General features: G+C 64.6%; 22 protein-coding genes. 13 read left to right on the top strand and 9 right to left on the bottom strand.

What is annotated here, in order from left to right; genetic code table 11:
* Positions 1 to 31 precede the first annotated feature (31 nt).
* Positions 32 to 910 carry a diacylglycerol/lipid kinase family protein gene (locus QRN52_RS18120; RefSeq protein WP_284754760.1) on the top strand — a complete coding sequence of 293 codons (879 nt, stop codon included), beginning with the start codon at positions 32 to 34 and terminating at the stop codon, positions 908 to 910.
* Positions 911 to 918: 8 nt separating this feature from the next.
* Here QRN52_RS18120 and QRN52_RS18115 read toward each other — a convergent pair whose 3' ends face one another.
* Positions 919 to 1,338 carry a hypothetical protein gene (locus QRN52_RS18115; RefSeq protein WP_284754759.1) on the bottom strand — a complete coding sequence of 140 codons (420 nt, stop codon included), beginning with the start codon at positions 1,336 to 1,338 and terminating at the stop codon, positions 919 to 921.
* Between the two features lie 90 nt (positions 1,339 to 1,428).
* On the opposite strand from QRN52_RS18115, the gene QRN52_RS18110 reads away from it, so the two are divergent.
* Positions 1,429 to 2,094 (top strand): helix-turn-helix transcriptional regulator, encoded by a 666-nt coding sequence (locus QRN52_RS18110; protein WP_284754758.1) that lies wholly within the window; start codon positions 1,429 to 1,431, stop codon positions 2,092 to 2,094.
* 97 nt (positions 2,095 to 2,191) lie between these two features.
* Positions 2,192 to 3,442: a cysteine desulfurase family protein gene (locus QRN52_RS18105; RefSeq protein ID WP_284754756.1), complete on the top strand. Its 1,251-nt coding sequence runs from the start codon at positions 2,192 to 2,194 to the stop codon at positions 3,440 to 3,442.
* Here QRN52_RS18105 and QRN52_RS18100 read toward each other — a convergent pair.
* On the bottom strand, positions 3,439 to 4,677 hold the full coding sequence (locus tag QRN52_RS18100) for an NAD(P)/FAD-dependent oxidoreductase (RefSeq protein ID WP_284754755.1): 1,239 nt from the start codon (positions 4,675 to 4,677) through the stop codon (positions 3,439 to 3,441). The two genes, QRN52_RS18105 and QRN52_RS18100, sit on opposite strands and share 4 nt — an antisense overlap.
* A 235-nt stretch (positions 4,678 to 4,912) precedes the next feature.
* Between QRN52_RS18100 and mnmA the strand changes: the two genes are divergently transcribed.
* The 5 genes from mnmA (at position 4,913) to QRN52_RS18075 (ending at position 11,875) form a co-directional block, all read left to right on the top strand.
* The gene (mnmA, locus tag QRN52_RS18095) at positions 4,913 to 6,034 is read left to right on the top strand and encodes a tRNA 2-thiouridine(34) synthase MnmA (RefSeq protein ID WP_502869729.1); all 1,122 of its coding nucleotides are present in this window, start codon (positions 4,913 to 4,915) and stop codon (positions 6,032 to 6,034) included.
* A 266-nt stretch (positions 6,035 to 6,300) separates the two neighbouring features.
* Positions 6,301 to 7,929, top strand: coding sequence for an ABC transporter substrate-binding protein (locus QRN52_RS18090; RefSeq protein ID WP_284754753.1), 1,629 nt, complete (start codon positions 6,301 to 6,303; stop codon positions 7,927 to 7,929).
* 115 nt (positions 7,930 to 8,044) lie between these two features.
* Positions 8,045 to 9,133 carry an ABC transporter permease gene (locus tag QRN52_RS18085; protein ID WP_284754752.1) on the top strand — a complete coding sequence of 363 codons (1,089 nt, stop codon included), beginning with the start codon at positions 8,045 to 8,047 and terminating at the stop codon, positions 9,131 to 9,133.
* A gap of 1 nt (position 9,134) precedes the next feature.
* Complete coding sequence (locus QRN52_RS18080; RefSeq protein WP_284754751.1) at positions 9,135 to 10,169, top strand: ABC transporter permease; 1,035 nt, start codon at positions 9,135 to 9,137, stop codon at positions 10,167 to 10,169.
* Positions 10,166 to 11,875 carry an ABC transporter ATP-binding protein gene (locus tag QRN52_RS18075; RefSeq protein WP_284754750.1) on the top strand — a complete coding sequence of 570 codons (1,710 nt, stop codon included), beginning with the start codon at positions 10,166 to 10,168 and terminating at the stop codon, positions 11,873 to 11,875. The genes QRN52_RS18080 and QRN52_RS18075 overlap by 4 nt, the downstream gene beginning before the upstream one ends.
* A gap of 76 nt (positions 11,876 to 11,951) precedes the next feature.
* On the opposite strand, the gene QRN52_RS18070 is transcribed toward QRN52_RS18075, so the two are convergent.
* Positions 11,952 to 12,611: an NADPH-dependent F420 reductase gene (locus QRN52_RS18070; RefSeq protein ID WP_350225163.1), complete on the bottom strand. Its 660-nt coding sequence runs from the start codon at positions 12,609 to 12,611 to the stop codon at positions 11,952 to 11,954.
* Positions 12,612 to 12,689: 78 nt separating this feature from the next.
* Here QRN52_RS18070 and QRN52_RS18065 point away from each other — a divergent pair, with 78 nt between their 5' ends.
* The gene (locus tag QRN52_RS18065; RefSeq protein ID WP_284754749.1) at positions 12,690 to 13,076 is read left to right on the top strand and encodes a chorismate mutase; all 387 of its coding nucleotides are present in this window, start codon (positions 12,690 to 12,692) and stop codon (positions 13,074 to 13,076) included.
* Between the two features lie 4 nt (positions 13,077 to 13,080).
* Positions 13,081 to 14,118, top strand: coding sequence for a uroporphyrinogen decarboxylase/cobalamine-independent methonine synthase family protein (locus tag QRN52_RS18060; protein ID WP_284754748.1), 1,038 nt, complete (start codon positions 13,081 to 13,083; stop codon positions 14,116 to 14,118).
* An 18-nt stretch (positions 14,119 to 14,136) separates the two neighbouring features.
* Here QRN52_RS18060 and QRN52_RS18055 read toward each other — a convergent pair whose 3' ends face one another.
* From QRN52_RS18055 to QRN52_RS18030, 6 genes are read right to left on the bottom strand one after another with little or no spacing between them, the layout of a single operon-like run.
* Positions 14,137 to 14,871 carry a DUF4166 domain-containing protein gene (locus tag QRN52_RS18055; protein WP_284754747.1) on the bottom strand — a complete coding sequence of 245 codons (735 nt, stop codon included), beginning with the start codon at positions 14,869 to 14,871 and terminating at the stop codon, positions 14,137 to 14,139.
* Positions 14,872 to 14,923: 52 nt separating this feature from the next.
* Complete coding sequence (locus QRN52_RS18050; RefSeq protein WP_284754746.1) at positions 14,924 to 16,216, bottom strand: DUF58 domain-containing protein; 1,293 nt, start codon at positions 16,214 to 16,216, stop codon at positions 14,924 to 14,926.
* Between the two features lie 49 nt (positions 16,217 to 16,265).
* Positions 16,266 to 17,354 carry an AAA family ATPase gene (locus tag QRN52_RS18045; protein WP_284754745.1) on the bottom strand — a complete coding sequence of 363 codons (1,089 nt, stop codon included), beginning with the start codon at positions 17,352 to 17,354 and terminating at the stop codon, positions 16,266 to 16,268.
* On the bottom strand, positions 17,351 to 18,457 hold the full coding sequence (locus tag QRN52_RS18040; protein ID WP_284754744.1) for a DUF4350 domain-containing protein: 1,107 nt from the start codon (positions 18,455 to 18,457) through the stop codon (positions 17,351 to 17,353). The genes QRN52_RS18045 and QRN52_RS18040 overlap by 4 nt, the downstream gene beginning before the upstream one ends.
* Positions 18,458 to 18,516: 59 nt before the next feature.
* Positions 18,517 to 19,203: a DUF4129 domain-containing protein gene (locus QRN52_RS18035; RefSeq protein ID WP_284754743.1), complete on the bottom strand. Its 687-nt coding sequence runs from the start codon at positions 19,201 to 19,203 to the stop codon at positions 18,517 to 18,519.
* Positions 19,200 to 20,534 (bottom strand): DUF7847 domain-containing protein, encoded by a 1,335-nt coding sequence (locus tag QRN52_RS18030; protein ID WP_284754742.1) that lies wholly within the window; start codon positions 20,532 to 20,534, stop codon positions 19,200 to 19,202. The genes QRN52_RS18035 and QRN52_RS18030 overlap by 4 nt, the downstream gene beginning before the upstream one ends.
* Before the next feature lie 176 nt (positions 20,535 to 20,710).
* On the opposite strand from QRN52_RS18030, the gene mtrA reads away from it, so the two are divergent.
* From mtrA to QRN52_RS18015, 3 genes are read left to right on the top strand one after another with little or no spacing between them, the layout of a single operon-like run.
* Positions 20,711 to 21,385, top strand: coding sequence for an MtrAB system response regulator MtrA (gene mtrA / locus QRN52_RS18025; RefSeq protein WP_059387541.1), 675 nt, complete (start codon positions 20,711 to 20,713; stop codon positions 21,383 to 21,385).
* On the top strand, positions 21,357 to 23,360 hold the full coding sequence (gene mtrB / locus QRN52_RS18020; protein WP_284754740.1) for an MtrAB system histidine kinase MtrB: 2,004 nt from the start codon (positions 21,357 to 21,359) through the stop codon (positions 23,358 to 23,360). The genes mtrA and mtrB overlap by 29 nt, the downstream gene beginning before the upstream one ends.
* A gap of 35 nt (positions 23,361 to 23,395) precedes the next feature.
* Complete coding sequence (locus tag QRN52_RS18015) at positions 23,396 to 25,093, top strand: LpqB family beta-propeller domain-containing protein (protein ID WP_502869728.1); 1,698 nt, start codon at positions 23,396 to 23,398, stop codon at positions 25,091 to 25,093.
* The last annotated feature ends 55 nt before the right edge of the window (positions 25,094 to 25,148 follow it).

The following is a 25,148-nucleotide window of genomic DNA, read 5'->3' as shown; positions in this document are numbered from 1 at the left end:
ACGGTTGAACGGATCGCCACGCGGAACGATCGTGCTGGCGGTCAATCCCGCCGCAGCGTTTGGCCGGCATGCCCTAGCAGGGGACGAAGCCGCCCGCTTCCTTCGCGCCGAGGGTCTCGACGTCGTCGTACTTCGGCGCAACAGCATGGACGCCTTGCGGGAAGCGGTAGACGAAGCCCTTCGCGCAGGCGCCGAAGCCTTGGTGGTGGTTGGCGGCGACGGCATGGTCCATTTGGGCGTCAACTCACTTGGCAGGACCGGGTTGCCGCTCGGGATTGTGCCCGTGGGTACGGGGAACGACGTAGCCCGGATGCTTGGACTGCCTTTGCAGGATGTCGAGGGCTCCTGTGCCCGTGTGGTTTCGGCGCTCGCCGACGGTGGGCGGGTGCTCGACGCCGGCCGCATCACCACCGGCGGGCGCACTATTTGGTTTGCTGGAGCCGTATCCGCGGGATTCGACGCTGCCGTCAACGAACGGGCAAACTCCTGGAGGTGGCCCCGCGGAGCACTCCGCTACACCCTGGCGATGCTCCGGGAGCTCGGATCGTTCCGGGCGATCAACTACACGGTGACGGCCGACGGCGTGACGTCGCGGGAAGGTGCCATGCTGATTTCAGTGGCCAACGCCCAATCGATCGGCGGCGGGATGCGCATCGTCCCGGATGCCGCGCCCGACGACGGGTTGCTGGATCTGTTTATCGTCAAGCCGCTGTCCCGGCTGGCCCTCCTCGCGGTCTTCCCGAAGGTCTTTTCCGGCCGGCACACCTCGCACCCGGCGGTTGAAATCCGCCGGGTGCGTTCAGTGCGGCTTGCCGCCGAGAACTTGGTGGCCTACGCCGACGGTGAGCGGATCGGCTTCCTTCCCTTGGACATCGACGTGGTTCCGGGCGCCCTGCGGGTATTGGCCTGACCGGCCGGTCAGTGACGCGAGGCGACGGCCAGGCGGTTGAGCGCGAGTGCGCCCACGAGCAGGCCGAAGTCGCGAAGGGCGACGTCGAAGAAGTTGCCGAGCACCAGCAGGTTCACGATGATGCCCAGAAGCCACACGGCTACCAGGAGCGAGCCAAAGCGTGGCCGGACTGCCACTGCGACGCCGGCGACAACCTCCACGACGCCCACGATGTACATGAAGGTCTGGGCCGGGACCGGAATCACAGAAGTGGCCACTGGCGCCAAGTAGATCGTCCAGTGGGTCAGCAGGTTGGTGAACTTGTCCAGGCCGAAAAAGATCGGCGCCACGGTGAACACGGTCCGGAGGAGCAGGAATGCCTGCCGCTGGGGATCGAGGGCCATGCGCGATCCGGTTTTCGCTTGGGCCGGGGATGATGCGGTGTTCATGATGCCTTCTTTCTAAAAGTCGATAGTTTGATTTTAGAAAGGACGGGAGGATTAAGCAATGGGTGTTGATTTTAGAGTTAGGCTGGTTGCATGACCGGACTTCCTTGGCTGCGTCGGCTTTCCGCGCTGGCATCCCTCGACGACGGCAACCGCCGCCGCTTGTACGAGCACGTCTGCGGCGCAAGCGACGCGGTCAGCCGCGACGACGCCGCGATGGCTCTTGGGCTTCCCCGCAGCACGGCCTCCTTTCACCTGGACCGGTTGGTCCGTGACGGGCTCCTCAGTGTTGAATTCCGCAAGCTTGGCGGCAAGGTCGGTCCGGGTTCCGGGCGCCCTGCGAAGCTGTATGCGCCTGTCATTGAAGAGATCGGCGCCTCGGTTCCGGAGCGCCATTATGATCTCGCCGGGGAAGTGATGGCCTCTGCCATCCAGGACTTGATGGCGAAGGGTGGCTCGCCCCGCGAAGCTCTCCTCGAAACCGCCTACGCCCGGGGCCGCGAAGCCGGCAGCGCGGAGCCGCATTTCGAAGATGTCCTGGCGAACTATGGTTACAGGCCGGAAGCTGACGAGGACGGCGGCTACTCCTTGGTCAATTGCCCGTTCCACCGGCTGGCCGAAAGCCACACGAGCGTCGTCTGCGCCATGAACGGCGCCTTCCTGAGCGGAGCGGCGGCCGCGTGCGGAATTGCCGAGGACCGGATCGCCGACGACGACCGCGAAGGCCATTGCTGCGCAAGAATCCTTCCGACATCGTGATCCGTCCGGCGGATCAGTCCCGCGGAGAGGAGAGCGGCCGGGGAAGGCACCTTCCGCCGCCGGAGCCTGATTCCGCCTGCCTCGATAGACTTGGGTAGTGCCTGTTTACCTGGACCATGCCGCCACCACGCCCCTTGCCGCCGTCGCCCTCGCTGCCATGACCCGCGAGCTGGCACGGACCGGCAATCCGTCATCGTTGCACGCTTCAGGTCGGCGTGCCCGGCGATCCGTGGAAGATGCGCGAGAGGCCATTGCGGCAGCGGCCGGGGCGCATCCTTCCGAGCTCATCTTCACGTCCGGAGGCACCGAGGCAGACAACCTCGCCGTCAAGGGGATGTACTGGGCCCGCCGCGACGAAGACGGCCGGCGCAAGCGGATCCTTTGTTCCGCCGTCGAGCACCACGCGGTGCAGGACACGGTTGAATGGCTTGAACGGCACGAAGGGGCCGAAGCGGTGTGGCTTCCCGTCGATTCCCAAGGCGTGGTGCGGCTGGACGCGGTGCGGGCGGAGATCGAACGTGATCCGGGATCGGTGGCCCTGGTCACCGTCATGTGGGCGAATAACGAGGTGGGCAGCATCCAGCCCGTCAAGGAAATCGTGGAAATCGCCGCCGCCCACGGCATTCCTGTGCACTCGGACGCTGTCCAGGCGTTCGGCTCTATTCCCCTCAGTTTTCGCGAATCCGGGCTCGCTGCGATGTCGGTGTCGAGCCACAAAATCGGCGGACCCGTGGGTGTGGGCGCCCTGTTCCTGGGGAGGTCCACCAAGGTCACTCCCGTCCAGCACGGGGGAGGGCAAGAGCGCGACGTCCGCTCGGGAACCCTGGATACGGCGTCGATCGCTGCTTTCGCCGCCGCAGCAGAGTCTGTTGCCCGGAACCTGCCCGCGGAGCGCGAGCGAATCAGTGGCTTGCGGGACAAGATCATTGAGGGGGTCCACGCGGCCATTCCCGAGGCTGTGCTGCGCGGAGCGCCTGGAGACGCCCGGCTTCCGGGCAACGCGCACTTCACCTTCCCTGGCTGCGAGGGCGATTCCTTGCTGTTCCTGCTGGACCTCGCAGGTATTGAGTCTTCCACGGGATCCGCCTGTACCGCAGGGGTCCCCAGGCCATCTCACGTCTTGCTCGCCATGGGGCTTGATGAGGACACCGCCCGGGGTGCACAGCGATTCAGCCTGGGGCACTCCTCGGACGACGCCGACGTCGACGCCCTCCTCAAGGCCCTGCCGGACGCGTATGCCCGGGCGAAGCTTGCCGGAATGGCCGGTCACGAGTCCAGCATCCAGACCGCGGGCACCGTGGCCCGGGGCCACGGTAGCGGTTCTGCAGGCAGCTCGGCGGGCGATTAGGTACCGGGCAACAACTGATCCAGCGGAACGGCAGGATCGGTCAGGCGGTCCACGTCCACCGGAACGCGCCCCGAAATGAGTGCCTTGACGGGCTTTTGTACCCGTTGCTGGTTGACACTCATGCCGGCCACGATGGCGCCGTCCCGTAGCCAGAAGGCAAGGAAGCTGTTTTCCTCCAACGCGCCGCGGATGACGGGTACTGACCCTGCCGCGAGCGTGGGATATCCCCAGTACTCCATTGAGACGTCGAACTGGTCCGTGTAGAAATACGGGACGACGTCCAGCATCGCATCCTGTCCCAGCATCGCTTTCGCGGCGACCTTGCCGCCGTTGAGGGCGTTGGACCAGTGCTCGCTGCGGTGGTGATCGCCGGTGAAGGGGTGGAGGGCGTTCGCGACGTCTCCGGCGGCGAACACGTCCGGACTGCTGGTCCGGAGCGATGAATCCACCACGATTCCGTTGCGGATATCCAAACCGGCGGCTTCGGCCAAGGCCGTATCCGGAACGACGCCGACGGCCATCACCACGAGGTCGGCAGCGAGGACTTCGCCGGAGTTGGTGACGACGGCGTTCGCCTTGCCCTCGACGCCGGTGATTTCGGCTGCGCTCGCGGGGAGCCGGAACTGCACGCCGTGCTTTTCGTGCAGGCTGCGGAAGAAGCCGCCCAGTTCGGGTCCTATGGCCATGCTGAGAGGTACGTCTTCCAAGCCCAGCAGCGTCACGGTATTGCCGTAGCTGCTCGCGGCCGCGGCAAGCTCCATGCCGATCCAACCCGAACCGATCATCACGACATTCCGGCCTCCGATCGACAGTTCTTCCTTGAGTCGGCGCGAATCATCGAACGTCCGGAACGTCATGACACCCGCAAGATCGGAACCGGGGAGCGGAATCCGGCGCGGCTGCGCCCCCGTGGCGATCAGGAGCTTGCTGAACTGAAGCTCGGTTCCTGATCGCAGCTGTGCCGTGTGGGCGGCAGGATCGGCAGCCGCGACCGCCTCGCCAAGGAGGAGTCCGACGTCGTTCTCCCCGTACCAGCCGGCCGCCAGCACCGGGACGCTATCCTCGCCGGCTTTGCCCAGGAGGAACTCCTTGGAGAGGGGAGGGCGCAAGTAGGGCTGTTCATTCTCGGCGCAGACCACGGTGATGCGGCCCTGGAATCCTTCGGAGCGCAATGTCTTGGCAGCCGTTGCGCCGGCCAGCCCGCCGCCTGCAATAAGGATGTGTTCGGTGTCCATGGTGACTCGATTCGCGGGGCGTCGGCGGTTCGCATGCGCGGTCCGCGTGTGCGTGAACGCGCGTGCCGCAATCTAAAACTGTTAGTTTTGACTTTAGAATCGTCCTCGACGGTGGTCAAGGCATTTTTGGGGCGGATTCCCGCGGGCGCTAGAATAGTTGGGCGCGCTCACTCTCTTCAGCCGCAATTCTTCTCCCCAACATCAACAGAAAGCCAGCATGCGAGTTCTTGCAGCCATGAGCGGCGGAGTCGACTCCGCCGTTGCCGCCGCCCGCGCCGTCGAGGCAGGGCACGACGTCGTAGGCGTCCACTTGGCGCTGTCCCGCATGCCCGGAACGCTGCGCACCGGCAGCCGTGGCTGCTGCACGATCGAAGACTCCCGCGACGCCTGGCGTGCCTGCGACGTGCTGGGGATTCCCTACTATGTGTGGGACTTCTCGGAGCGCTTCAAGGAAGATGTTGTCCAGGACTTCATCGATGAATACGCCGCGGGCCGCACTCCCAATCCCTGCATGCGCTGCAACGAGCGGATCAAGTTCGCCGCCCTGTTGGAGAAGGCCATTGCCCTGGGTTTCGACGCGGTCTGCACGGGCCACTACGCGAAGGTCATCCAGGACGCGGACGGAAACCCAGAACTCCACCGCGCGGCGGATTGGGCCAAGGACCAAAGCTACGTGCTCGGCGTCCTGACCCACGAACAGCTCAAGCACTCCATGTTCCCGCTGGCGGAGACTCCCTCCAAGGCCGAGGTCCGCGCGGAGGCCGAGCGCCGCGGCCTGTCCGTGGCAAACAAGCCGGACAGCCATGACATCTGCTTCATCCCGGACGGCGATACCGCCGGCTGGCTCGCCGAGAAGATCGACATGACCACGGGCGACATCGTGGACGAGTCTGGAACCAAGGTAGGGGAGCACCCCGGGGCGAACGCGTTCACCGTCGGCCAGCGCCGCGGCCTCAAGCTGGGCACTCCGGCCGCTGATGGCAAGCCGCGCTTCGTCCTGGAGATCCGGCCCAAGGAAAACAAGGTGGTCGTCGGGCCCGAAGCCCTGCTGGCCATCGACGAGATCCGCGGAATCAAGGTGTCTTGGGCAGGCCTGCCCATTGCCGAGGTCGCTACCGGCGCCGAGTTCGACTGCTACGCGCAGGTGCGCGCCCATGGCGATCCCGTTCCTGCCAAGGCATCTGTCGAGCGGCACGTCGACGACACCGGCATCGAGCGCGAAGGCCTCGTGGTGACTCTTGTCGATCCCCTCCGTGGAGTGGCTCCCGGGCAGACCATCGTGCTGTACCAAGGCACCCGTGTCCTGGGCCAGGCAACCATCGACGCCGCCCGTTCCCTTCAGCGCGCGGAGCTCTAGGCCCGCGAATTCCGGTGACTTGCTCCCCGGAAAGTCGCGCGCGAAATTGTGAGCGCTAACGGCTTCCGCTCGCTACCGTTCGAAGCGGCGTGCGCCGGTCTGCCTAGCCCACTGCGCGCCAAAAGAAAAGTAAATTTTGTGTCTCAACTCACAAAATCAAACGTTTCACCTGAAAAGCTTCTGATTGAATCGTGGAGTCAGGAGTATGTGCTCCTAGGAAATTACCGACGGCGGTTCGCCGTATCCATCGAACAGAAAGTTCACTGATGGCATTGAACAAAAAAGCCTTGCGAAGCGCCATCGCGTTCGCGGGCATCTCCGTATTCGCGTTGACGGCCTGCACGGGCCCGGCAGGCGGCGGCAGTTCGGCTTCTTCAGCTGCCAGCGGTCCGATCGCATATGGCACCACCGACAAGGTGACTGCACTCGATCCCGCGGGCTCGTACGACAACGGTTCCTTCATGGTGATGAACCAGGTATATTCCTTCCTCCTCAACTCGAAGCCAGGAAGCGCCGACCCCGTTCCCGACCTGGCAGCGTCGGCGTCGTTCACGTCGCCCACCGAGTACACCGTCAAGCTGAAGCCCGGACTCAAGTGGGCCAATGGCCACACGCTGGACTCCACCGACGTCAAGTTTTCGTTCGACCGGCAGCTCAAGATCAACGACCCCGCCGGTCCTGCAAGCCTGCTCGCAAACCTGGACAGCGTCACCACCCCTGACGCCAACACGGCCGTTTTCAAGCTGAAGCTCGCCAACGACCAGACGTTCCCGCAGATCCTCAGCAGCCCGGCCGCGCCGATTGTTGACCACCAGGTCTTCCCGGCCGACAAACTCCTTTCCGATGACGACATCATCAAGGCCAAGGCGTTCTATGGCCAGTACACGATCGACAGCTACAAGAAGAACGAGCTCATCAGCCTCAAGGCCTACCCTGACTACCAGGGTGTCCTGGGCAAGCCGGCCAACGACGCCGCCACGATCAAGTACTACGCCGAGCCCACCAACATGAAGCTGGACATCCAGCAGGGCAACATCGACGTTGCGAACCGAAGCCTCAGCGCCACCGACGTCGACGACCTCAAGAAGGACTCGAAGGTCAAGGTCAACGTTGGTCCCGGCGGCGAAATCCGCTACATCACCTTCAACTTCGACACCATGCCGTTCGGCACCAAGGCAGCCGGTGCCGACCCGGCCAAGGCACTTGCCGTGCGCCAGGCGATCGCCAACCTCGTTGACCGCCAGGCAATCGCGGACCAGGTCTACAAGGGCACCTACCTGCCGCTCTACTCCAACGTCCCCAGTGGCTTCCTGGGCGCCAACGAGTCGTTCAAGGATGCCTACGGAGACAACGGAAAGCCGAGCTTGGACAAAGCCAAGAAGGTCCTTTCCGATGCCGGCGTCAAGGACGTCGTTACGCTGAACCTCCAGTACAACCCGGACCACTATGGCAAGTCCTCGGGCGACGAGTACGCCATGATCAAGGACCAGCTTGAGAAGTCGGGCCTCTTCAAGGTGAACCTGCAGTCCACCGAATGGGTGACCTACAGCAAGGCCAGCCGTGCGGACGAGTACCCGCTGTTCCAGTTCGGTTGGTTCCCTGACTTCAGCGACCCCGACAACTACCTGACCCCGTTCTTCCCGAACGGGGGCTTCTTGAAGAACCACTTCAACGACCCGGCCGTGACGGACCTGATCAACAAGCAGCTGACCACTACGGACAAGTCGGCTCGCGAATCCACCATCAAGGACGCCCAGAACGCTCTGGCAAAGGACATTTCCACTTTGCCGCTGCTCCAGGGTGCCCAGGTTGCCATCTCGGCGAAGGGCGTGAACGGCGTCGACAAGACGCTTGACGCTTCCTTCAAGTTCCGATTGGGAACTATTTCAAAGTAAGCAGCCGGTAGGGGGAGGCGGGTGCCAACAGGTGCTTTGCCTCCCCTTATTGCTGATTGCCTCACATTTTGAGCAAAACCCCGCGCGATCCGCGGGCAATGAACTTTAGGTAGCAATGACAACACTTATAGAGGTGCCCGACGTCGAACCGGACGCTGTCGCTCCCAAGAGTAAATCAGCGGGCGGGGGTCTCGGCAGGTACATCGTGGTCAGGTTCTTCCTGATCATTCCCACGATCTTCATCCTCGTGACTCTGGTCTTCTTCCTCATGCGGGTCATCGGAGACCCCATCACCGCGGCGCAGGGCGGCCGGCTTCCTCCGGATGTCCTGGCACAGCGAATCCACGACGCCGGTTACGACCGGCCGATCATTATCCAGTACTTCGAATACCTGGGCCAGCTGATCACCGGCAACTTCGGCACCACCATCACGGACCGGCGCCCCGTCGTCGAAATGCTGTCGACCTTCGGTGCAGCCACCCTTGAGCTGTCCATCAACGCGCTGATCGTGGCTCTCGCGGTCGGCATCCCGCTGGGCATGATCGCCGCGCAACGGCGCGACAAGGCAACAGACGCCTTCCTGCGCTGCTTTGCCATCCTCTGCTACGCCACTCCGGTCTTCTTCTCCGGACTCCTGCTGAAGCTGACGTTCTCGGTTTGGCTCGGCTGGCTCCCTGTGGCCGGGCGCGTGTCCACCCGCACTGAGCTGACCATGGGCCAACTGGCCGCTCCCACCGGCATCTATTGGCTCGACGCCCTGCGCAGCGGCGATTTCACCGCACTCGGCGACGTCGTGTCGCACGCTGTGCTTCCCGCCATTGCCCTCGGTCTCCTGACCGCCGGTGTCTTCCTGCGCCTTGTCCGGACCAACGTCATCGGAACCCTGGGCAAGGACTACGTCGAGGCCGGCCGTTCCCGTGGCGTGAGCGAGTTCCGGCTCGTGACGAAGCACGCCTACAAGCCGGCGCTCATCCCCATCATCACCGTCATGGGCTTGCAGATCGCCCTGATGCTCGGCGGAGCCGTGCTTACCGAGACCACTTTCGAATGGAAGGGCCTTGGCTACCAACTGGTCCAGTACCTGAACGCCAGGGACTTCGTGGCGGTCCAGGGCATCGTGGTGCTGCTGGCCGTCATCGTCGCATTCACCAACTTCGTCGTGGACGTCGTCGCCGCGCTGATCGACCCGCGAGTGAGGTACTGACATGAGCACCGCAACAATTTCAGGACGGAAGAAGTCCTTCCTGTCCGGACTTCCCGTCATTTCCCATGTCAACAAGAGCGTCGGCCTCCAGCGGGGCATGCTCATCACCGGGCTTGTCCTGACCGGGCTCTTCCTTCTCTCCACCGTGCTCGCGCCGTTCATCGCGCCATACGGCTATTCCCAACTCAGTGACGCTTCCGGTTCGTTCCCCACCCAGGACGCCCCGAGCAGCAAGCACCTGCTCGGCACCACGGTCGGCGGCTATGACGTCCTCTCCCGCGTCCTGTGGGGTTCACAGACCGCGGTGACCGTGATCGTCGTCGCCGTCGCGATGTCCATCTTCCTCGGCGTGGCGCTGGGCCTGCTCAGCGGTTACTTCGGCGGCTGGCTGGACCGGGTGCTGGTAGTCATCGCCGATGCCATTTATGCCTTTCCGTCCCTGCTCTTGGCGATCGTCATGTCGATCGTCATCAGCCGTGGCCAGTCGAGCTTCTGGGGCGGCATCCTCGCCTGCGCCTTCTCGATCACCGTGGTGTTCGTTCCGCAGTATTTCCGCGTGATCCGTGCCGAAACCATCAGGCTCAAGGCCGAGCCCTTCGTGGAATCGGCCATGGTCCTGGGCGCTTCCAGCCTCCGGATCATCACCCGGCACATCTTCAAGAACGCCACCAGGACGCTACCGCTGATGTTCACCCTGAACGCCTCCGAAGCGATCCTGACCCTGGCCGGCCTTGGCTTCCTGGGCTTCGGCATTGAACCGTCCTCGGCTGCGGAGTGGGGCTTCGACCTCAACAAGGCCATGGCGGACGCGTCCTCCGGCATTTGGTGGACCGGCGTCTTCCCCGGTATCGCGATCGTCCTCACCGTGCTGGGCCTGACCTTGGTCGGCGAGAGCATCAACGACCTCAACGATCCCCGCCTGCGCGGTCGCAAGCGTGCCGGAGGCAAGGCCTCCCGTTCCAAGGCCGCGGCAGGAACCGACGGCAAGAACACAGGGGCCACTACCGCTCCTGAACCAGAAGCAGGTAAGGCATGACCACCAACATCGGCAACATTTCGGACCAACCGCTGCCAACCGGGCAGCCTGTCCTGGACATCGAACGGCTCAAAGTCACCTTTGCCACGGACAGCGGCGACGTCTACGCGGTCAAGGACGTCAGCCTCGAGGTCAAGGCCGGCGAAGTGCTGGCGATCGTAGGGGAGTCAGGCTCCGGCAAGACCGTCACGGCCAAGACCATCCTCGGCCTGCTCCCTGAAACGGCCATCAGCTCCGGGGCTGTGCTGATCAACGGCAACAACGTCATCAGCGTCAGCGCGTCGAAACTGCGCAAGATCCGTGGCCGCGACGTGGCCATGGTCTTCCAGGAACCGTCAACGGCCCTGAACCCGGTCTTCACGGTCGGCTGGCAGATCGCCGAAGGCATCCGGGCACACGCCTCCGACGGACACCGCATCTCGGCCAAGGAAGCCAAGAAACGGGCCACCGAAGCCCTGCGGAAGGTGGGCATCCCCGATCCCGAAATCCGGGTCAACTACTATCCCCACCAGCTTTCCGGAGGCCAGAAGCAACGCGTGGTCATCGCAGCCGCGCTCGCCTTGAACCCCGGTTTGATCGTGGCAGACGAGCCTACGACGGCGCTGGATGTCACTGTCCAGGCCGAGATCCTTCAGTTGCTCCGGGACCTGCGGGACAAGTACGGCACCTCGATTGTGCTCATTACGCACAACATGGGTGTCGTGGCCGACCTGGCCGACCGCGTCGTTGTCATGTACCAGGGCGACGTCGTCGAAGAGGCCACCGCAAGGGTCCTTTTCGCTGAGCCCAAGCAGGACTACACCAAGAAGCTGCTGGCCGCGGTACCGCACCTCGGCCGTAACTCAGCGTCCGAAGGGGCCACCGAGCGCCTGCACCAAGGCGGAAAGATCCTGGTTGAGGCCAAGAACCTCACCATCGAGTATCCGGGCCGCCTCGGGAAGCCCGGGTTCAAGGCCGTGGACAACGTGAGCTTCACGGTCTCCGAGAACGAGGTCTTCGGCCTGGTCGGCGAGTCCGGTTCGGGCAAGTCCACCATCGGCCGCGCTATCGCGGGACTCAACAGGGCAACCGGGGGCAGCCTCAAGGTCCTCGGCTACGAAATGCTGGGCTTCAAGGAACACACGTTCAAGCCGCTGCGCAAGGACATCGGCTTCGTCTTCCAGGACCCGGCCGCCTCGTTCAACCCTCACCTGACCATCGGTGAGTGCGTTGCGGAACCGCTGCTCATCCACACCCACCCGAGCCCGGCTCAAGCACGCCTGCGCGTGGCGCAGTTGCTCGAATCGGTCCAGCTGCCGGCGTCGTACGCTGAGCGCTTCCCGCACGAGCTCTCCGGCGGGCAGCGCCAGCGCGCTTCGCTGGCGCGTTCGCTCGCACTCAACCCGCGCCTCCTGATCGCCGACGAGCCGACCTCGGCCCTCGACGTTTCCGTGCAGGCAAAGGTCCTGGAACTGTTCAAGGACATCCAGGAAGAGTTCGGTTTTGCGGCGCTGTTCATCAGCCACGACCTCGCCGTCGTGGACATCCTCTCCCACTGGGTGGGTGTGTTGTACAAAGGCGAGCTCGTGGAGCAAGGGATCGGCAGCCAGATCATGGGCAATCCCCAGCACGACTACACCCGCAGGCTCATTGCCTCGCTGCCCGTGCCGGATCCTGACGAACAGGCCCGACGCCGAGAAGAGCACCGCGCGCTGCTGGGCATCTAGCCCGCCTCCTGCGGCGACCCGCAAGAACACATGCCCGCCCTTCTCCGCGAAGGGCGGGCATGTTCGTTCTACCGGGCTACTCGGACACGATGCTGATGTTGAAGAGCTTGTCCTTCGGCTGGCGCACGAAGATCCGGAGCCACAGCGGCATCCACATTTCAAGGCCGCGCGCGACGTCGAGCCCGCCCAAGTCGTGGATGTGTTCCGGAAGCCAGCCGAACTCCCGAAGGAGCGCGACGACGGTGGCTTTCGCGTCGTCGTCGTTCCCCGCCACGAAGACGTCATGGGCACCATCTGCGAGCCTGAGCGGATCAACCATCAGGGGAGCAGTCAAGGTGTTGAGGGCCTTGACCACACGCGCCGCGGGGAAGGAGCGCTGGATGGTTTCGGCAATGCTGTCGGTATTGCAGACGGACAGCGACGGCGGGAATCCGGCGGAAAAATCCAGCGGGTTGGACACATCCACAAGCACCTTGCCCGCCAGGTTCGCCGCTCCGGCTTCACTCAACGCCGCGAGAGAGACCATGCCCGGGGTTGCGTTGACCACGATCTCGGCCATGGCTGCCGCCTGCGCGAAGGAACCGGAGCTTGCCCCCGGACCCGCCTGCGCGGCCCACTCCGTCCCCTTGGGATTGCCGGCCTCCCGGGAACCCATCATGACCTCGTGGCCTACCGCCACCAATTTGCCGGCCAGGGCATGCCCCACCATTCCGGTGCCAAGAACTGCGATTTTCATGCGTGCTCTCCTTATCATCGGCGCGGACATGCCCATTCTGCCCCTCGGACGGCGGCCAGCACACCCTAGACTGGAGGAATGACCGAGCAGAACCACGCCCTCCCCGACGCCGACTCCTTCGATCCTTCTGCCAGCTCCCTCGCCGGCCGGGTGGACCAGGCCGTCATGGACGAGTTGCTCTCCATCCGCTCAAGCATCGACAACATCGATGCCACCCTCGTCTTCCTCCTCGCGGAACGCTTCAAGGCCACGCAGAAAGTGGGCGTCCTCAAGGCGACGCACAAGCTTCCTGCCGGGGACCCGGGGCGCGAGTCCGCCCAGATTGAGCGGCTCCGCCGGCTCGCCGAAGAAGCGCACCTCGATCCTGCCTTTGCGGAGAAGTTCCTGAATTTCATCATCAGTGAGGTCATCCGGCACCACGAGGCAATCGCCGAAGGCCACCAGGCTTCCATCGCGCAGGCCTGAACCCGTGCCTGCCGAAACCGCGCAGAACCAGGTCACCGCTACGGCGTTGGGTCCTTGGCCCGGGACGGATCCTGCTGAGGCGGCACGGGTCATCCGTGGCGAGCTGGGCAGCCCGCACCTGCCGTTCCTGGCCGAGCTTCCGGACCGAGGCGTTGGCTCCGACGCCCTCGGCCGGACGGCATCGCTCCTTGTCGAGCTGGCCATCGATGTGCAACCGCACGGCTGGCGCCTGGTGGACCGCCCGGGCAAGGACCTGCGGCGTGCGAAGTCCGCCCTCGCTATGGACATCAACATCCTGGCCGACGTTGCCGGCTCGGAAGAATCCTCCGCCCAGGATCTCAAGATTCAGTTGCGCGGGCCCCTAAGCCTCGCGGCGGGCCTCTACTTGCACAATGGGGAGCGCGCCCTTCTTGACTACGGTGCCCGCAGGGACATCGCGGAGTCTTTGGCCGCCGGCGTCGCCGAGCACGTATCGAAAGTCCGTGCTGCCGTGCCCGGCGCCGGTATTGTGGTCCAGCTCGACGAACCGGACATCTCTTCAGTGTTGGCCGGCACCATTCCCACGGCGAGCGGCTACCGCACGCTGCGCTCCATCCCTGGCGAAGAAGTCACGGGAGCCTGGCGGTTGGTGGTCGACGCGCTGCGGGCCGCAGGGGTGGCGGAGATTGTGGTTTCCGTTCCGGAGATCGAAGCCCCCATCCAGCAGATCCTCGCCTCCGGAGCCGACGGCGTCGCCGTTCCCCTCAAAGCGCTCACCACGCGCCAATGGGAACAGATTGCCACTGCGGTGGAAGCGGGCAAACGCTTGTGGGCCGGCGCTTTGCCCGTAGAGAACCCAAGGGCAACCCTGCCACGCACCGCTGAGCTCGTGGACACCGTCTGGCAGCCTTGGCGCCAACTCGGCCTACCGGCGTCGAGCCTGGGGGCCGTGCGCGTCACGCCGTCGGACGGGTTGGCCGGATATTCGCCGTCGGGAGCCAAAGAGGTTCTGAACCGTTTGACCCAGCTTGCGGACGGGCTGAACCAGCTCGCGCTCGGGTAGCCTGCCGTCCGGCTCCCTCTAGACGCGCCGTTCCCAACGGTCCGGCTCGGCGTAGCGGGGGAGCCCGACGGCGGCGGTGGCGGTTCGCGGGGCTGCCGCGCCGTCCGTCGCGGGCAGCGACGGCGCCAAACGGTAGTCGAAGGATCCCGCGTAGACCAGGACCAGTCCGACGTGTGGCTGGAGCACCTTCACCTGGATCCGATGCTTGCCTTCTGCCGCGTCCCACCACTGCTCGGCATAGGCCTTCGCGTCAAGGGAAGCCGGCAAGGCGAGCCTCAGCGGACCCAGGAACAAACGCGAATCACCCGAGACGCCGCGAAGCCGCCCCTCCGGTGTCACATCCAGATCCAACGCCGTGGCCAGCCTTCGATGCCGGCCCAGATAGTCGACCAGGCGCGTGCCGCCCTCGCTTGTGGTCTCCGCGACGGTGGTGTCGTGGAACAAGCGGGTGTGCCCGGGAAAGAAGATTTCACGCCGGGCCGTGAGGCTGGACCGTCCGAACGGATCAAAATGGGCATGATTTTCGATGCGGAACGGGATGCGCTCGCCGTACTCGGGGAAGAAGGCCTCTTCCCCGGCAACCGTGGCAAGGAGTGGGCGGAGCCACTGCTGCCGGCAACCGACCACCTCGAACACGCCCTCGCCGATTCCGTAGGATCCGGAGCCCGGGGCAAGGGAAAAGTAGTCCTGGAGCTCGGGCTGCAACTGCCGGAACTTGGCGCCCAGCGCCAACTCGTAGATGGGTGTGCTCATGTGCTTTCCTCGGATTCCGGTTGTTGATTTCTGGACTCGGTGCCTGGCCAGGCTACAGGCGCCCGGCAGCCTTCAGCCGTATGTACGCATCCGCCAGGAGCGGCGGCAGTTCCAACGGCTCGGCGTCGACTACCTCCGCCCCGAGCTGGCGCAATTGGGCGCTGACGGCCTCACGGTCCAGCAGGGCACGTTCGGCGGCCGAGGCACGGAAGACCTGGCTCGCCGTCGTGCGTTCTTCCTTCATTCGCCCCAGCAAGGGGTCCCGGACCGATCCGATCAGCACGACGTGCTGACGTACCAGTTGCGCCACCAAGGGAATGAGTCCTTCTTCGGGGGCGCCGCTGTCGAGCGAGGTCAACAGGACCACGAGGGAGCGGTGCGCCGAAATGGCCCGCACCTGGGCCGGGACTTGGGCCCAATCCATCTCGATCAGTTCCGCCTCAAGCGGAGCCATGGCCTGCACCAAGGAGCCGAGGAGGTTGCCCTTCGCCGCTGAATCGACGCGCCCGCGGACGCGCCTGTCGAAGGCGAAGAAGTCCACGCGGTCTCCGCCCCGCTCAGCAAGCACCGCCAGCAGGAGAGCCGCTTCCATCCCCGTGTCCAGGCGGGGCTCGTCGTCGATTCGGGCGGCTGCAGTGCGCGAGGTGTCGAGCATGATCACGACGCGGCGGTCCCGTTCCGGTCGCCAGGTCCGGACGACGACGGCGGTGCGCCTGGCGGTTGCCCGCCAGTCGATGGAGCGCACGTCGTCGCCCCGGACGTAATCGCGGAGGGAATCGAACTCCGTGCCCGCCCCGCGGATCTGGACAGCGGCCTTGCCATCGAGCTCCCGCAGTTTCCGTAGCTTCGACGGCAAATGCCGCTTGGAATGGAACGGCGGCAGGACGCGCAGGCGGCCGGGAAGGGCCACGGTACGTTGCCTGGCGGCCAGGCCGAGCGGGCCGAAGGAACGCAGCGTTACGTGCGGTGCCGTAAGGTCGCCCCGCCGTGTTGGCCTCAGCCGTACCGATATTCGCCGCCGCTCACCAGCCGGGATCTCGACACGCTGAACCGGGGCGACGGTCCCCGCGGAGGGCTGCCAGGCGTCGCGCACCATTCCGCGGAAGGTCCGCCGGTTGCCGTTTTCCAGCGTCAGGACGGATTCCGTTTCCGAGTTCAGGGTGACATTTCCGAGGTCTGTCCGCTGAAGCATGATCTTGGCGGGCGATGCGGCCAGCAGGAGGTCGGACAACACCAGGGCCAGCAGCACGGCGGTGGTGAGAAGGATCGTAGCCCAGGCGGGAAACAGCACCAAGGGGGCCAACGCGGCGAAAGCCAGCAGCACAAAGCGGCCTGTGATTGCCATTCAGCACCCCTGGATGGTCGTGGACGGGACAGTCATGGGGCACGGCCAATCAGCGCGGCACGGGAACAGAAGCCAGGATGCTGCCGAGGACATCGTCTACGCTCACACCGTCCATTTGGGCTTCGGGACGAAGCCCCACACGGTGCCTCAAACATGGCAGGGAGAGCGCTTTGACGTCGTCGGGGGTGACGAAGTTGCGTCCGGACAACCAGGCCCAGGCACGCGAGGTGTTCAGCAGCGCTGTGGCGCCGCGTGGGGAGACTCCCAACTGGAACGACGGCGCCGCCCGGGTCGCCCGCACGACGTCCACAATGTAGCCGAGGATCTCGGGGGCCACTGTCACTCCGGCCACCGCGTCGCGGGCATTTTGGAGTTCGGCGACGCCCGCCACGGGCCTGACTCCCGCGGCCAGCAAGTTGCGCGGATCAAAACCTTCCGAATGCCTGCGGACCACTTCGATCTCTTCGGCACGTCCGGGCAGCGGCATGGAGAGCTTGAGGAGGAAACGGTCCAGCTGGGCCTCCGGCAGGGGATACGTGCCCTCGTACTCGACGGGGTTCTGCGTGGCGGCGACAATGAACGGCGACGGCAGGGGCCGGGAGAGTCCGTCAACGGATACCTGGCGCTCCTCCATTGCCTCCAGCAGCGAAGCCTGGGTCTTGGGCGGCGTTCGGTTGATTTCGTCCGCCAGCATGATGTTGGTGAACACCGGCCCTTCCCGGAAGGTGAATTCCGAGGTGTGCGAGTCGTAGACGAGCGATCCGGTGACGTCACCCGGCATGAGGTCCGGAGTGAACTGGACACGCTTCGTATCCAGGCTCAGCGCCGTGGACAAGGCCCGCACCAGCAGTGTCTTGGCAACGCCCGGAACGCCCTCAAGCAGCACGTGGCCTCCGCAGAGCAGCGCGATGAGCATGCCAGTCACCGTTGCATCCTGCCCGACGACGGCCTTGCCGACTTCGTGACGGACGTCCAGCAGGGCTTTGCGGGCAGGATCGGACCGGGTGGCTGCCTGCACCGCCGGCTCCTGCGACGCCGGACCTCCCGGGTAGCCATAGGCGCCGTCGGTGAAACCGTCTGCTTGATTGCTCTGTGCCTGATTGCTCTGTGCTTGATTGCTCTGTGCTTGATTACTCATTGGGCTATTGCCTCCTGCTCGAGTGTTTCGATGCTTTGTGCCCATTGGACGAGTTCTGATTCGGTGCGTGGCCGGTGCTCCAGCAGGAGCATACGCAGCTCCTGTGCCGGCCGGTCGACCTTTCGGGCCACGGCATCGAGTACGGCATCTGCGCCGGCCTCGGGGCCGAGCCGGAAGTGCTTGGCAAGCCTGGTCAAAGTTCCGGACCGCAGATTATCGGCCGCCTGGCCGACGGCGCGGGAATCCTGGTAGAGGCGGGCGCGGCCTTCGGCGGTCTCCACGGCCTTGACCACCACCGGCAGCGGCTCGAATACGAGCGGACCAAGCCGCCTGCCGCGCCACAGCACAGCCAGCAACGCGACCACCGCCAACCACAATCCCAGGAAGCCAACCCACGGTGGCGCCAATTCATTCAGCGTGGGCGGTCTGCCGTCGCTTGGTACGTCTCCGAGGCCCGGAAGATACCAGACGAGATCCGGAGTCGGCCCGAGAGTTCGGAGGGCCAAGGCGGCATTGCCCTCTTCCTGCAGCAGATCGTTGCTGAGCAGGGCTGTGCTGCCGAGAACCACCAAGCGACCGTCCGCGCTCGCCGCGTACATGCCGCCGTCGTTGCTACTCGGCCTGTAGCAGGTCACCTCGGCGCCCTTGTAAAGGAATCCACCCTTGCCGGAGACATCCCCTGCGGCGAGTGGATCAGCCTGAACGCACCCCGCTCCCAACGTTGAAGTGCTGTCGGGAACCACCCCCGCGTTATGGATCTCGCTGCCCAGTCCGGTAAGGGTTCGGAGGCCGGGGGCCACGACCACCACGCGGGCAGCCGATTGCAGCAAGCTGTGCAACTGGGTGGGGCCGAGATAGCCATTGCGGTCATACAGGAAGACGGTGGCGCGTGGTTTCCCAGCGAGCATGGAGGCTGTCGCCGCGAACGAATCGGATTCCGTGACCGCGACGCCGTGCCGCCGGAGGATTTCGGCCGTGGCCATGGCACCATCCGGTGCGGGATTGCTGGGAGAGAGGGGTTCCTTGTCCGCGTTTGCGGGGGATTGGGCCAGGGTGGCAATGCCCAGTGCCGCGACGATGGCTCCGATGATGAGCCAGGCCATTTGGCGGCGCATCCAGCCCCGAAACTGCGCCGACCACCGGAGTGTTTGAGTGTCCGCAGTCATCGCGGCACCGCGAAACCGTTGGCGGAGTGCCCGGCGAAATCAGGTTTCATGGCCGATAACCCGGTGTCCAATGCCAGCACCGCGGCGTGATCGGACGCGGTGGCGCTTGCCTTCCCGTATTTCACGCCATCGAAAATCCGCGCCGCTTCCTCAAGGCGCGAACTGGCTGCCCCGAACGCGCGCCCCAATTGAGCAGCCGCCTCGTCCGCTGTCCGGCCAACCTGGATATCGATGACTGCCCGGTCCTCCGCAGAGCGAACCACAGCGCGGAACTGTTCGACGACGGCCGTTTGCCAGTCCTCGCGGCTTGCCGCAGCAGATGCCCGGGCGCGGAAGGCATCGGCATCAACTGTTGCCTCGCCGTCGAAAACCTCTGCTGACGTCTTCTTTCGGGCGTTGAGCCTCGGCCTGACCACAATCACGGCAACCACGATGAGGACTACGGCCAAGGCGGCGATCAACGGCATGCCGATATTTGGCCCGCTGATGGAATTGCCATTCAAAGATCGGAGCCAGTCGATGAACTGGTTCCACATCTGATCGATCCAATTGGGTTTGGCAGATGCGTACTGCGGTTTGGACAGTTCCTCAACCGCCCACCGTTGGGCTTCTCCGCGGTCCGGATCAACGGGAGGCTTGGAGGCGGCGAAAGGAAGCGCGAAGGGCGCGGATGCCGCAATCATCCTGTGGGGAAACCCTGAGCGGGGTTTGGCGGCCATGGACGCGGACCGGCTTGAGGTGCCCGGCGCCGGCCCGGAACGCCGTCGGGATCTTCTCCAGACTCCAGAAGTCGGAGGAGCTCCACGTCCAGGCCGTCCCGCCGCATCCTCAGGTCCATGTAGATCAAGGCTGCCACGGAGGTCTGGAAAGCGAAGCCGACTGCACTTATGAGGACCGCTACGACCTGCGAAACCACAAGCAGGACAATCGCCGTGGTGGTCACCTGCGAGGCGCCGGCATGGGGTGCGAATACAGAGGTTACTCCACCGGACGCCATGCTCAGGGGAATCTGGATGACCGACCCGATGATACCCACCATGAAGGCCACCAGTAGCGTGATTCCGAAGATCCGCCACCAGTTCCCGGTGGTCAGCGCCCACGAGCGCCCGAGACCGGCGAAGACGCCGAGTTCTTCTACAGTGATCGCGGCGGGGGCCACCATCAGCTTGGTGTAGATCCAGACATAAACGACGATCGCACCGAATCCCAACGGGAGAAGCAAAAGCGCCCCGGCCGGTCCCGAGCCGGTCAGGATGAGGGCGGCCAGCACGAACAGGACCAGGAAGAACACCAACGATCCGGCAAGCAAGAGGAAGGCAAGGCCTACCAGGGGCCAGATACGGGAGCGGGCCAGGGACCACATTTGCTTGAAACCGGTGGGCCGGTTCAGCGCCGACCGGGCGACGGGGATGGCCATGACGCCCTGAAGGATGGCGGCGAGCACCATGGCGAGCAAGGAAATTCCCAGAATCCCGGCAGTGGCGCTCATGATCGGGCCAAGATAGCGCATCGCGTCGTCTTGGCTCGTGAATCCTCCTACGGGAGGTCGGACCATCCCGAGCATGCCCAGCGCGGCCACCGTGCTCAATGCACCGGTGACCGCCTGGACAATAAGGGCGGAGCCGAACATGGTTTTGGCGTTCCGGCGGATGGTCTGGAAGGCGCCGTCCATGATCTCACCGAAGAAGAGCGGCCGGAGGGGCACGATTCCGGGTTTCGGGGGAGCCACATAGCGGGGCTGGCCATAGGGCGGCGGACCGCCGCCCGGCCAACGCGGATCGATCGGCGCGCCCCACGCTTGCCCCGGATACTGTGGCACGCCCCATTGCGGCTGGGAGCCCCACTGTGGCTGGGCGCCGGGCTGTGGCTGGGCGCCCCACGGTGGCTGGGCGCCTGGCTGCGGCGCGCCCCACGGTGGCTGGGCGCCTGGCTGCGGCGCGCCCCACGGTGGCTGGGCGCCCCACGGTGGCTGCGGTCCCTGTTCGGGCCGGTTCCCCGGATCTGGCTGTGACACTTTTTCCTCCCCAAAAGATGCGTCCGCAGCAATGCACGGGACCCCGAAAGGGGCCGTTCGCCCAGCCTATAGTTCCGCCGTCGCGCCTCATAGCCCAATCGCCTGCTGGCTGCAGCGCGCCATGCCGTGATCTGGCTCAACGGGACAAAGGCCTGGTGATAAGGGAATATATAACTATGAAGGCACGCATCCTGGTAGTAGACGACGACGAAGCGCTGGCCGAAATGATCGGCATCGTGCTGCGGAACGACGGCTTCGACCCGGTTTTTTGCGCGGACGGCGGGCAAGCACTGGAGGTCTTCCGTTCCTCAAAGCCAGATCTGGTACTGCTTGACCTCATGCTGCCCGGATCGGATGGCATCGAAGTGTGCCGCCAGATCCGCGGGGAGTCGGACGTTCCCATCGTCATGCTCACCGCCAAATCGGACACCTCCGACGTCGTCCGCGGCCTTGAATCCGGTGCCGATGACTACGTGCCCAAGCCTTTCAAGCCGGCCGAACTCGTGGCCCGGGTCCGCGCCCGGCTGCGTCCCGGAGACCAGAAGGCGCCCGAGACCCTGCGGATTGCCGACGTCACCATCGACGTCGCGGGCCACTTGGTGACACGCGGCGGAGAGCGGATTTCGCTGACGCCGCTGGAATTCGATCTCTTGGTCGCGCTGGCGCGCAAGCCCTGGCAGGTCTTCACCCGTGAACTGCTCCTAGAGCAGGTATGGGGCTATCGCCACGCTGCCGACACCCGGCTGGTCAATGTCCATGTCCAGCGCCTCCGGTCCAAGATTGAGCGTGACCCGGAAGCTCCCGAAGTTGTATTGACGGTTCGTGGTGTCGGATATAAAGCAGGCGCCTGAGTCTTCCACCGGCGAGCCCGGCACTGACCAAGAGGCCCCGGCGGCCAAGGTCAAACATCCCGCTTCAGGACATCCTGTCCCGGAACACACGGATGCCCGGGCACTGAACCTCCCGTGGATCCTGGAGCGCACCCGCATTTGGACACGCCGCGCCCTGATTCTGGCACTGCGTGTCTCCCGCCTTGTAGTGACCGGACTTCGCCACATCCGGCCGGGAATCCGGTATTTGTGGCGCGCGCTGCTGCGCCGTTGGCGCCGCTCGCTCGAATTCAGGACCGTCGCGGTGACGATCGTACTGTCGATGGTGTCATTTGCGGTGGTCGGTGCGTACCTCTCGAACCAAATAGCGAACAACCTGTTCCAGGAGCGTTTGAAGCAGGCCGAATCCGAGAGCCGTTACTACGTCAAGCAAGTCCAGGACACCTTCGACGGCTCACAGGCCAACGACCAATCAAGCGTCATCACCCTCGTCTACGACACCCTCAAGGCAGTGGAGGGCAACGGCTCGGTCATCCAGCGGCGATACGTGTTCGAAGCGATGCCCGAACAAACCAAGCCGCGCAACCGGTGGGTGGAATCGCGGGCCTCGGATCAATTGACTGTCCGCGTCATTCCTCCGGCACTTCGCAAGTCGGTGCAGGAATCGGGCAAGGACCAGTACTGGGCTTCCACTGAGTTCCCTGTCGGCAACCAGGACCACCCCGGCATCGCCGTCGGCAACAAGGTCACGTTCAACGGCACGGTCTACGAGCTCTATCTCCTCTATGACCTGGATACCGCCCAACAAACCCTGGACGAAATCCAGAACGTGCTGTGGGCGGGCGGCGCCGCACTCATCCTGATGATCGGCGGGATTGCCTGGTACGTGACCAGGAACGTCGTGAGTCCCGTAAGCCACGCCGCGGTCGTCTCCGAGAAGCTGGCCGCGGGCCAGTTGCAGGAACGGATGGTGGTCAAGGGCGAAGACGAGGTGGCCAGGCTGGGCGCCTCCTTCAACCATATGGCCGCGAGCCTGCAGGAACAGATTACGCAGCTGGCCACGTTGTCCCAGATGCAGCAACGGTTTGTCTCCGATGTGTCCCATGAACTGCGGACACCGCTCACCACCGTCCGGATGGCGGCGGAAGTGCTGTTCGATGCCCGCGACGACTTCGACCCCATCAACAAGCGCTCCGCGGAACTGCTCTACAACCAGGTGGAGCGCTTCCAGTCCTTGCTCTCGGACCTGCTGGAGATTTCACGCTTCGACGCCGGAGCCGCGGTGTTGGACTCCGAGCCGACGGACATCTTCCAGGTCGTCTCGCATGTCATCGACGGCGCCTCGCCTGTTGCCGCGGAGTACGGCTCCGAAGTGCGCCTTACCTCGCGCCACAAGCGGATCATCGTGGAGATGGACGCCCGCCGGATCGACCGCATCCTGCGGAACCTGCTGCTCAACGCCGTCGAACACGGCGAGGGGAAGCCCGTCCACGTTTCCGTTGCGGCCAATCACGACGCTGTCGCCATCTCCGTGCGTGACTTCGGCATAGGGATGAGCCCGGCAGAAGCCGCGCGGGTCTTCGATCGTTTCTGGCGCGCCGATCCCGCGCGAGCCCGGACGACGGGTGGCAGCGGACTGGGACTTTCCATCGCTGCGGAGGACACCAAGCTCCACAACGGTTGGCTGCAGGCTTGGGGGCGCAAGGGATCCGGTTCGAACTTCCGGCTGACGCTGCCCCTCAAGAAGGGAGGCACCATCGTGAAATCACCGTTGCAGCTTGAACCCGCAGACATCCATTTGCCGGGCGCCGCCCCTGAGCGCCAGATGCTCGTTCTGGATGCGGGCGACCCGCCCCAGGAGCGCGCTTCCGCGGCGGATCCGAAGCCGGAGGAGGCTCCGTCACTGCCGCCTGTACTGCCCCCCGTACTGCCTCCCGTACTGCCTTCAGCCGGAAACGACGACGCCGACAAACCCCAAGGGGGGACGGCACCTTGAGTTCCCAACGCCTTTACCTTTCCCGGCGCCCGTACGTGTTAAAGGCCGTGATTGCCGTTCTTGCTGTCCTCATGGTGGTCCTTAGTTCCTGCGCGCAGATCCCGAGGTCCGGTCCCGTGGGGAAGAGCAAGGACGAGAGCGCGGGCAACCCGAACGCTCCCGTCTTCTTCCCTCCGCCGCCACACCCCGGAGCCACTCCCGAGTCCATCATCGAAGACTTCTATGGTGCAGGCAGCGGTTACGAAGGCGACTACGCGGTGGCCCGGCAATACCTCACGCAGGCGCTGTCCGTGAGCTGGAAGTCGGACAAGCGCACGCTCGTTTTCCGCAAGACGACAGTCGTCAAGACCGGTGTGGAAAACGAGTTCAAGTACCAGTTGGACCTCGCTTACTCGGTTGACGCCGACGGCGTCGCGACGCAGTTCCCGGAAGGAACAACCGAAACAATTCCGGTGACCCTGGAACAGGTCGACGGCGAATGGCGGATCTCAGCGGTCCCGGACGGCACCGCGATCCCGGAAGAGACGTTCAAAGTCATCTACGCGGCCCAGCCCATCTATTTCTACGACCCTACGTTTATGTATGCGGTTCCGGACGTCCGGTGGTTCATCAAGAAGAACACTGTCAAGGCGATGACCAGCGCCTTGCTTGACGGTCCCGCGCCCTACCTCCAGGGCGCGGTGGTCAGTGCTTTTCCTTCCGGCATGAAACTGGCCCGGGAGTCCGTGCCGGTTGTGTCGGGCGCAGCCCAGGTGGACCTTTCCGCGAAGGAACTCGTGGATGCCTCTGCCGAGGACCGGCAGCGCATGCAAAACCAACTAACCTTGACCTTCCGTAGCCAGCCGGACGTGGTGAACGTTCAGTTGCGGGCTGACCAGGACCTTGTCCGGGTGGAGGACAACGGTTCGGTCCTGCCGCCAGTGCTTGAGAAGAATGCTCCTGCGCGCCAAATCGCCATCAGCAATGACGAACTCGTGCGCTACGAGAACAACAGGGTCTCGGCCCTCCCGGACATGCAGCCGGTGGCCGGGCTGAATCCGAGCGCTCCCGCAGAGTCCCCGACATCCCAGGCCGTGGCCTTCCTCAACGGTGCCGGAACCGTCCTGTATTCGATGATTCCGGGCCAACCCGCCCGTCAACTGACAACCAGGAGCACCCTGAGCCATCCCTCCTTCAGCCCGCAGGACTGGGTCTGGACGGCAGGCCCGGGAGCCAACGGTGCCACCGAGGTGGTGGCGTTCAAACCGTCCAACGTTCCCCAGGGCCAGCCCGTCCCCACGGTGACGATGGCGCCGCCATGGCTGGCAGGGCGCGTGGTGAGGGACTTCCGGATATCCCGCGAAGGGACGCGCGCATTGGTCATCTCCGAGATGAACGGCAAGTCATCGGTGCAGGTGACCGGTATTGTCCGCAATCCTGACGGGACCCCCAAGGATCTGACTTCACCCCTCACCTTGTTCGCCTCCGCTCCGGTTGATCAAGGGGTTTGGGTCAATTCCACGACGGTCGCGGTGATGAAAGCCTCGTCAACCGAGAACGTGGTTCCCGAACTGTTGTCCTTGACGTCGAGCCAGCCGCAGCTGCTACCGGCATGGCCGAACCTGACGACTATCAGCGCAGGCAACGGACCGGAGCAGATCTTCGGACAGTCAGGGGCAGGCGTGTTCCAACGAGTGGGCAACGGCTGGGAACTGCAACTCAAGGGTCCGGTAGATCCTTCCTTCCCGGGCTAGTCCCCACCGCCTCCCTAACCTCGCTTCGCTCGGCCAGGGAACCCTGGCGGCGTGG

Origin of the sequence: Arthrobacter sp. efr-133-R2A-120 (assembly GCF_030209835.1) — a bacterium.
In the GTDB taxonomy this organism is placed as follows: Bacteria; Actinomycetota; Actinomycetes; order Actinomycetales; family Micrococcaceae; genus Arthrobacter.
This window is presented reverse-complemented; position numbering and strand designations above follow the sequence as displayed.

Excerpts from the sequence above, each read along its gene's own strand:
- QRN52_RS18080 (WP_284754751.1), top strand. The coding sequence starts at position 9,135 with ATGAGCACCGCAACAATTTCAGGACGGAAGAAGTCCTTCCTGTCCGGA.
- QRN52_RS18035 (WP_284754743.1), bottom strand. The coding sequence starts at position 19,203 with ATGATTGCGGCATCCGCGCCCTTCGCGCTTCCTTTCGCCGCCTCCAAG.
- QRN52_RS18065 (WP_284754749.1), top strand. The coding sequence starts at position 12,690 with ATGACCGAGCAGAACCACGCCCTCCCCGACGCCGACTCCTTCGATCCT.
- mnmA (WP_502869729.1), top strand. The coding sequence starts at position 4,913 with ATGAGCGGCGGAGTCGACTCCGCCGTTGCCGCCGCCCGCGCCGTCGAG.
- QRN52_RS18055 (WP_284754747.1), bottom strand. The coding sequence starts at position 14,871 with ATGAGCACACCCATCTACGAGTTGGCGCTGGGCGCCAAGTTCCGGCAG.
- QRN52_RS18045 (WP_284754745.1), bottom strand. The coding sequence starts at position 17,354 with ATGAGTAATCAAGCACAGAGCAATCAAGCACAGAGCAATCAGGCACAG.
- QRN52_RS18100 (WP_284754755.1), bottom strand. The coding sequence starts at position 4,677 with ATGGACACCGAACACATCCTTATTGCAGGCGGCGGGCTGGCCGGCGCA.
- QRN52_RS18115 (WP_284754759.1), bottom strand. The coding sequence starts at position 1,338 with ATGAACACCGCATCATCCCCGGCCCAAGCGAAAACCGGATCGCGCATG.
- QRN52_RS18075 (WP_284754750.1), top strand. The coding sequence starts at position 10,166 with ATGACCACCAACATCGGCAACATTTCGGACCAACCGCTGCCAACCGGG.
- QRN52_RS18040 (WP_284754744.1), bottom strand. The coding sequence starts at position 18,457 with ATGGCCTGGCTCATCATCGGAGCCATCGTCGCGGCACTGGGCATTGCC.
- QRN52_RS18070 (WP_350225163.1), bottom strand. The coding sequence starts at position 12,611 with ATGAAAATCGCAGTTCTTGGCACCGGAATGGTGGGGCATGCCCTGGCC.
- mtrA (WP_059387541.1), top strand. The coding sequence starts at position 20,711 with ATGAAGGCACGCATCCTGGTAGTAGACGACGACGAAGCGCTGGCCGAA.
- QRN52_RS18050 (WP_284754746.1), bottom strand. The coding sequence starts at position 16,216 with ATGGCAATCACAGGCCGCTTTGTGCTGCTGGCTTTCGCCGCGTTGGCC.
- QRN52_RS18110 (WP_284754758.1), top strand. The coding sequence starts at position 1,429 with ATGACCGGACTTCCTTGGCTGCGTCGGCTTTCCGCGCTGGCATCCCTC.
- QRN52_RS18085 (WP_284754752.1), top strand. The coding sequence starts at position 8,045 with ATGACAACACTTATAGAGGTGCCCGACGTCGAACCGGACGCTGTCGCT.
- QRN52_RS18090 (WP_284754753.1), top strand. The coding sequence starts at position 6,301 with ATGGCATTGAACAAAAAAGCCTTGCGAAGCGCCATCGCGTTCGCGGGC.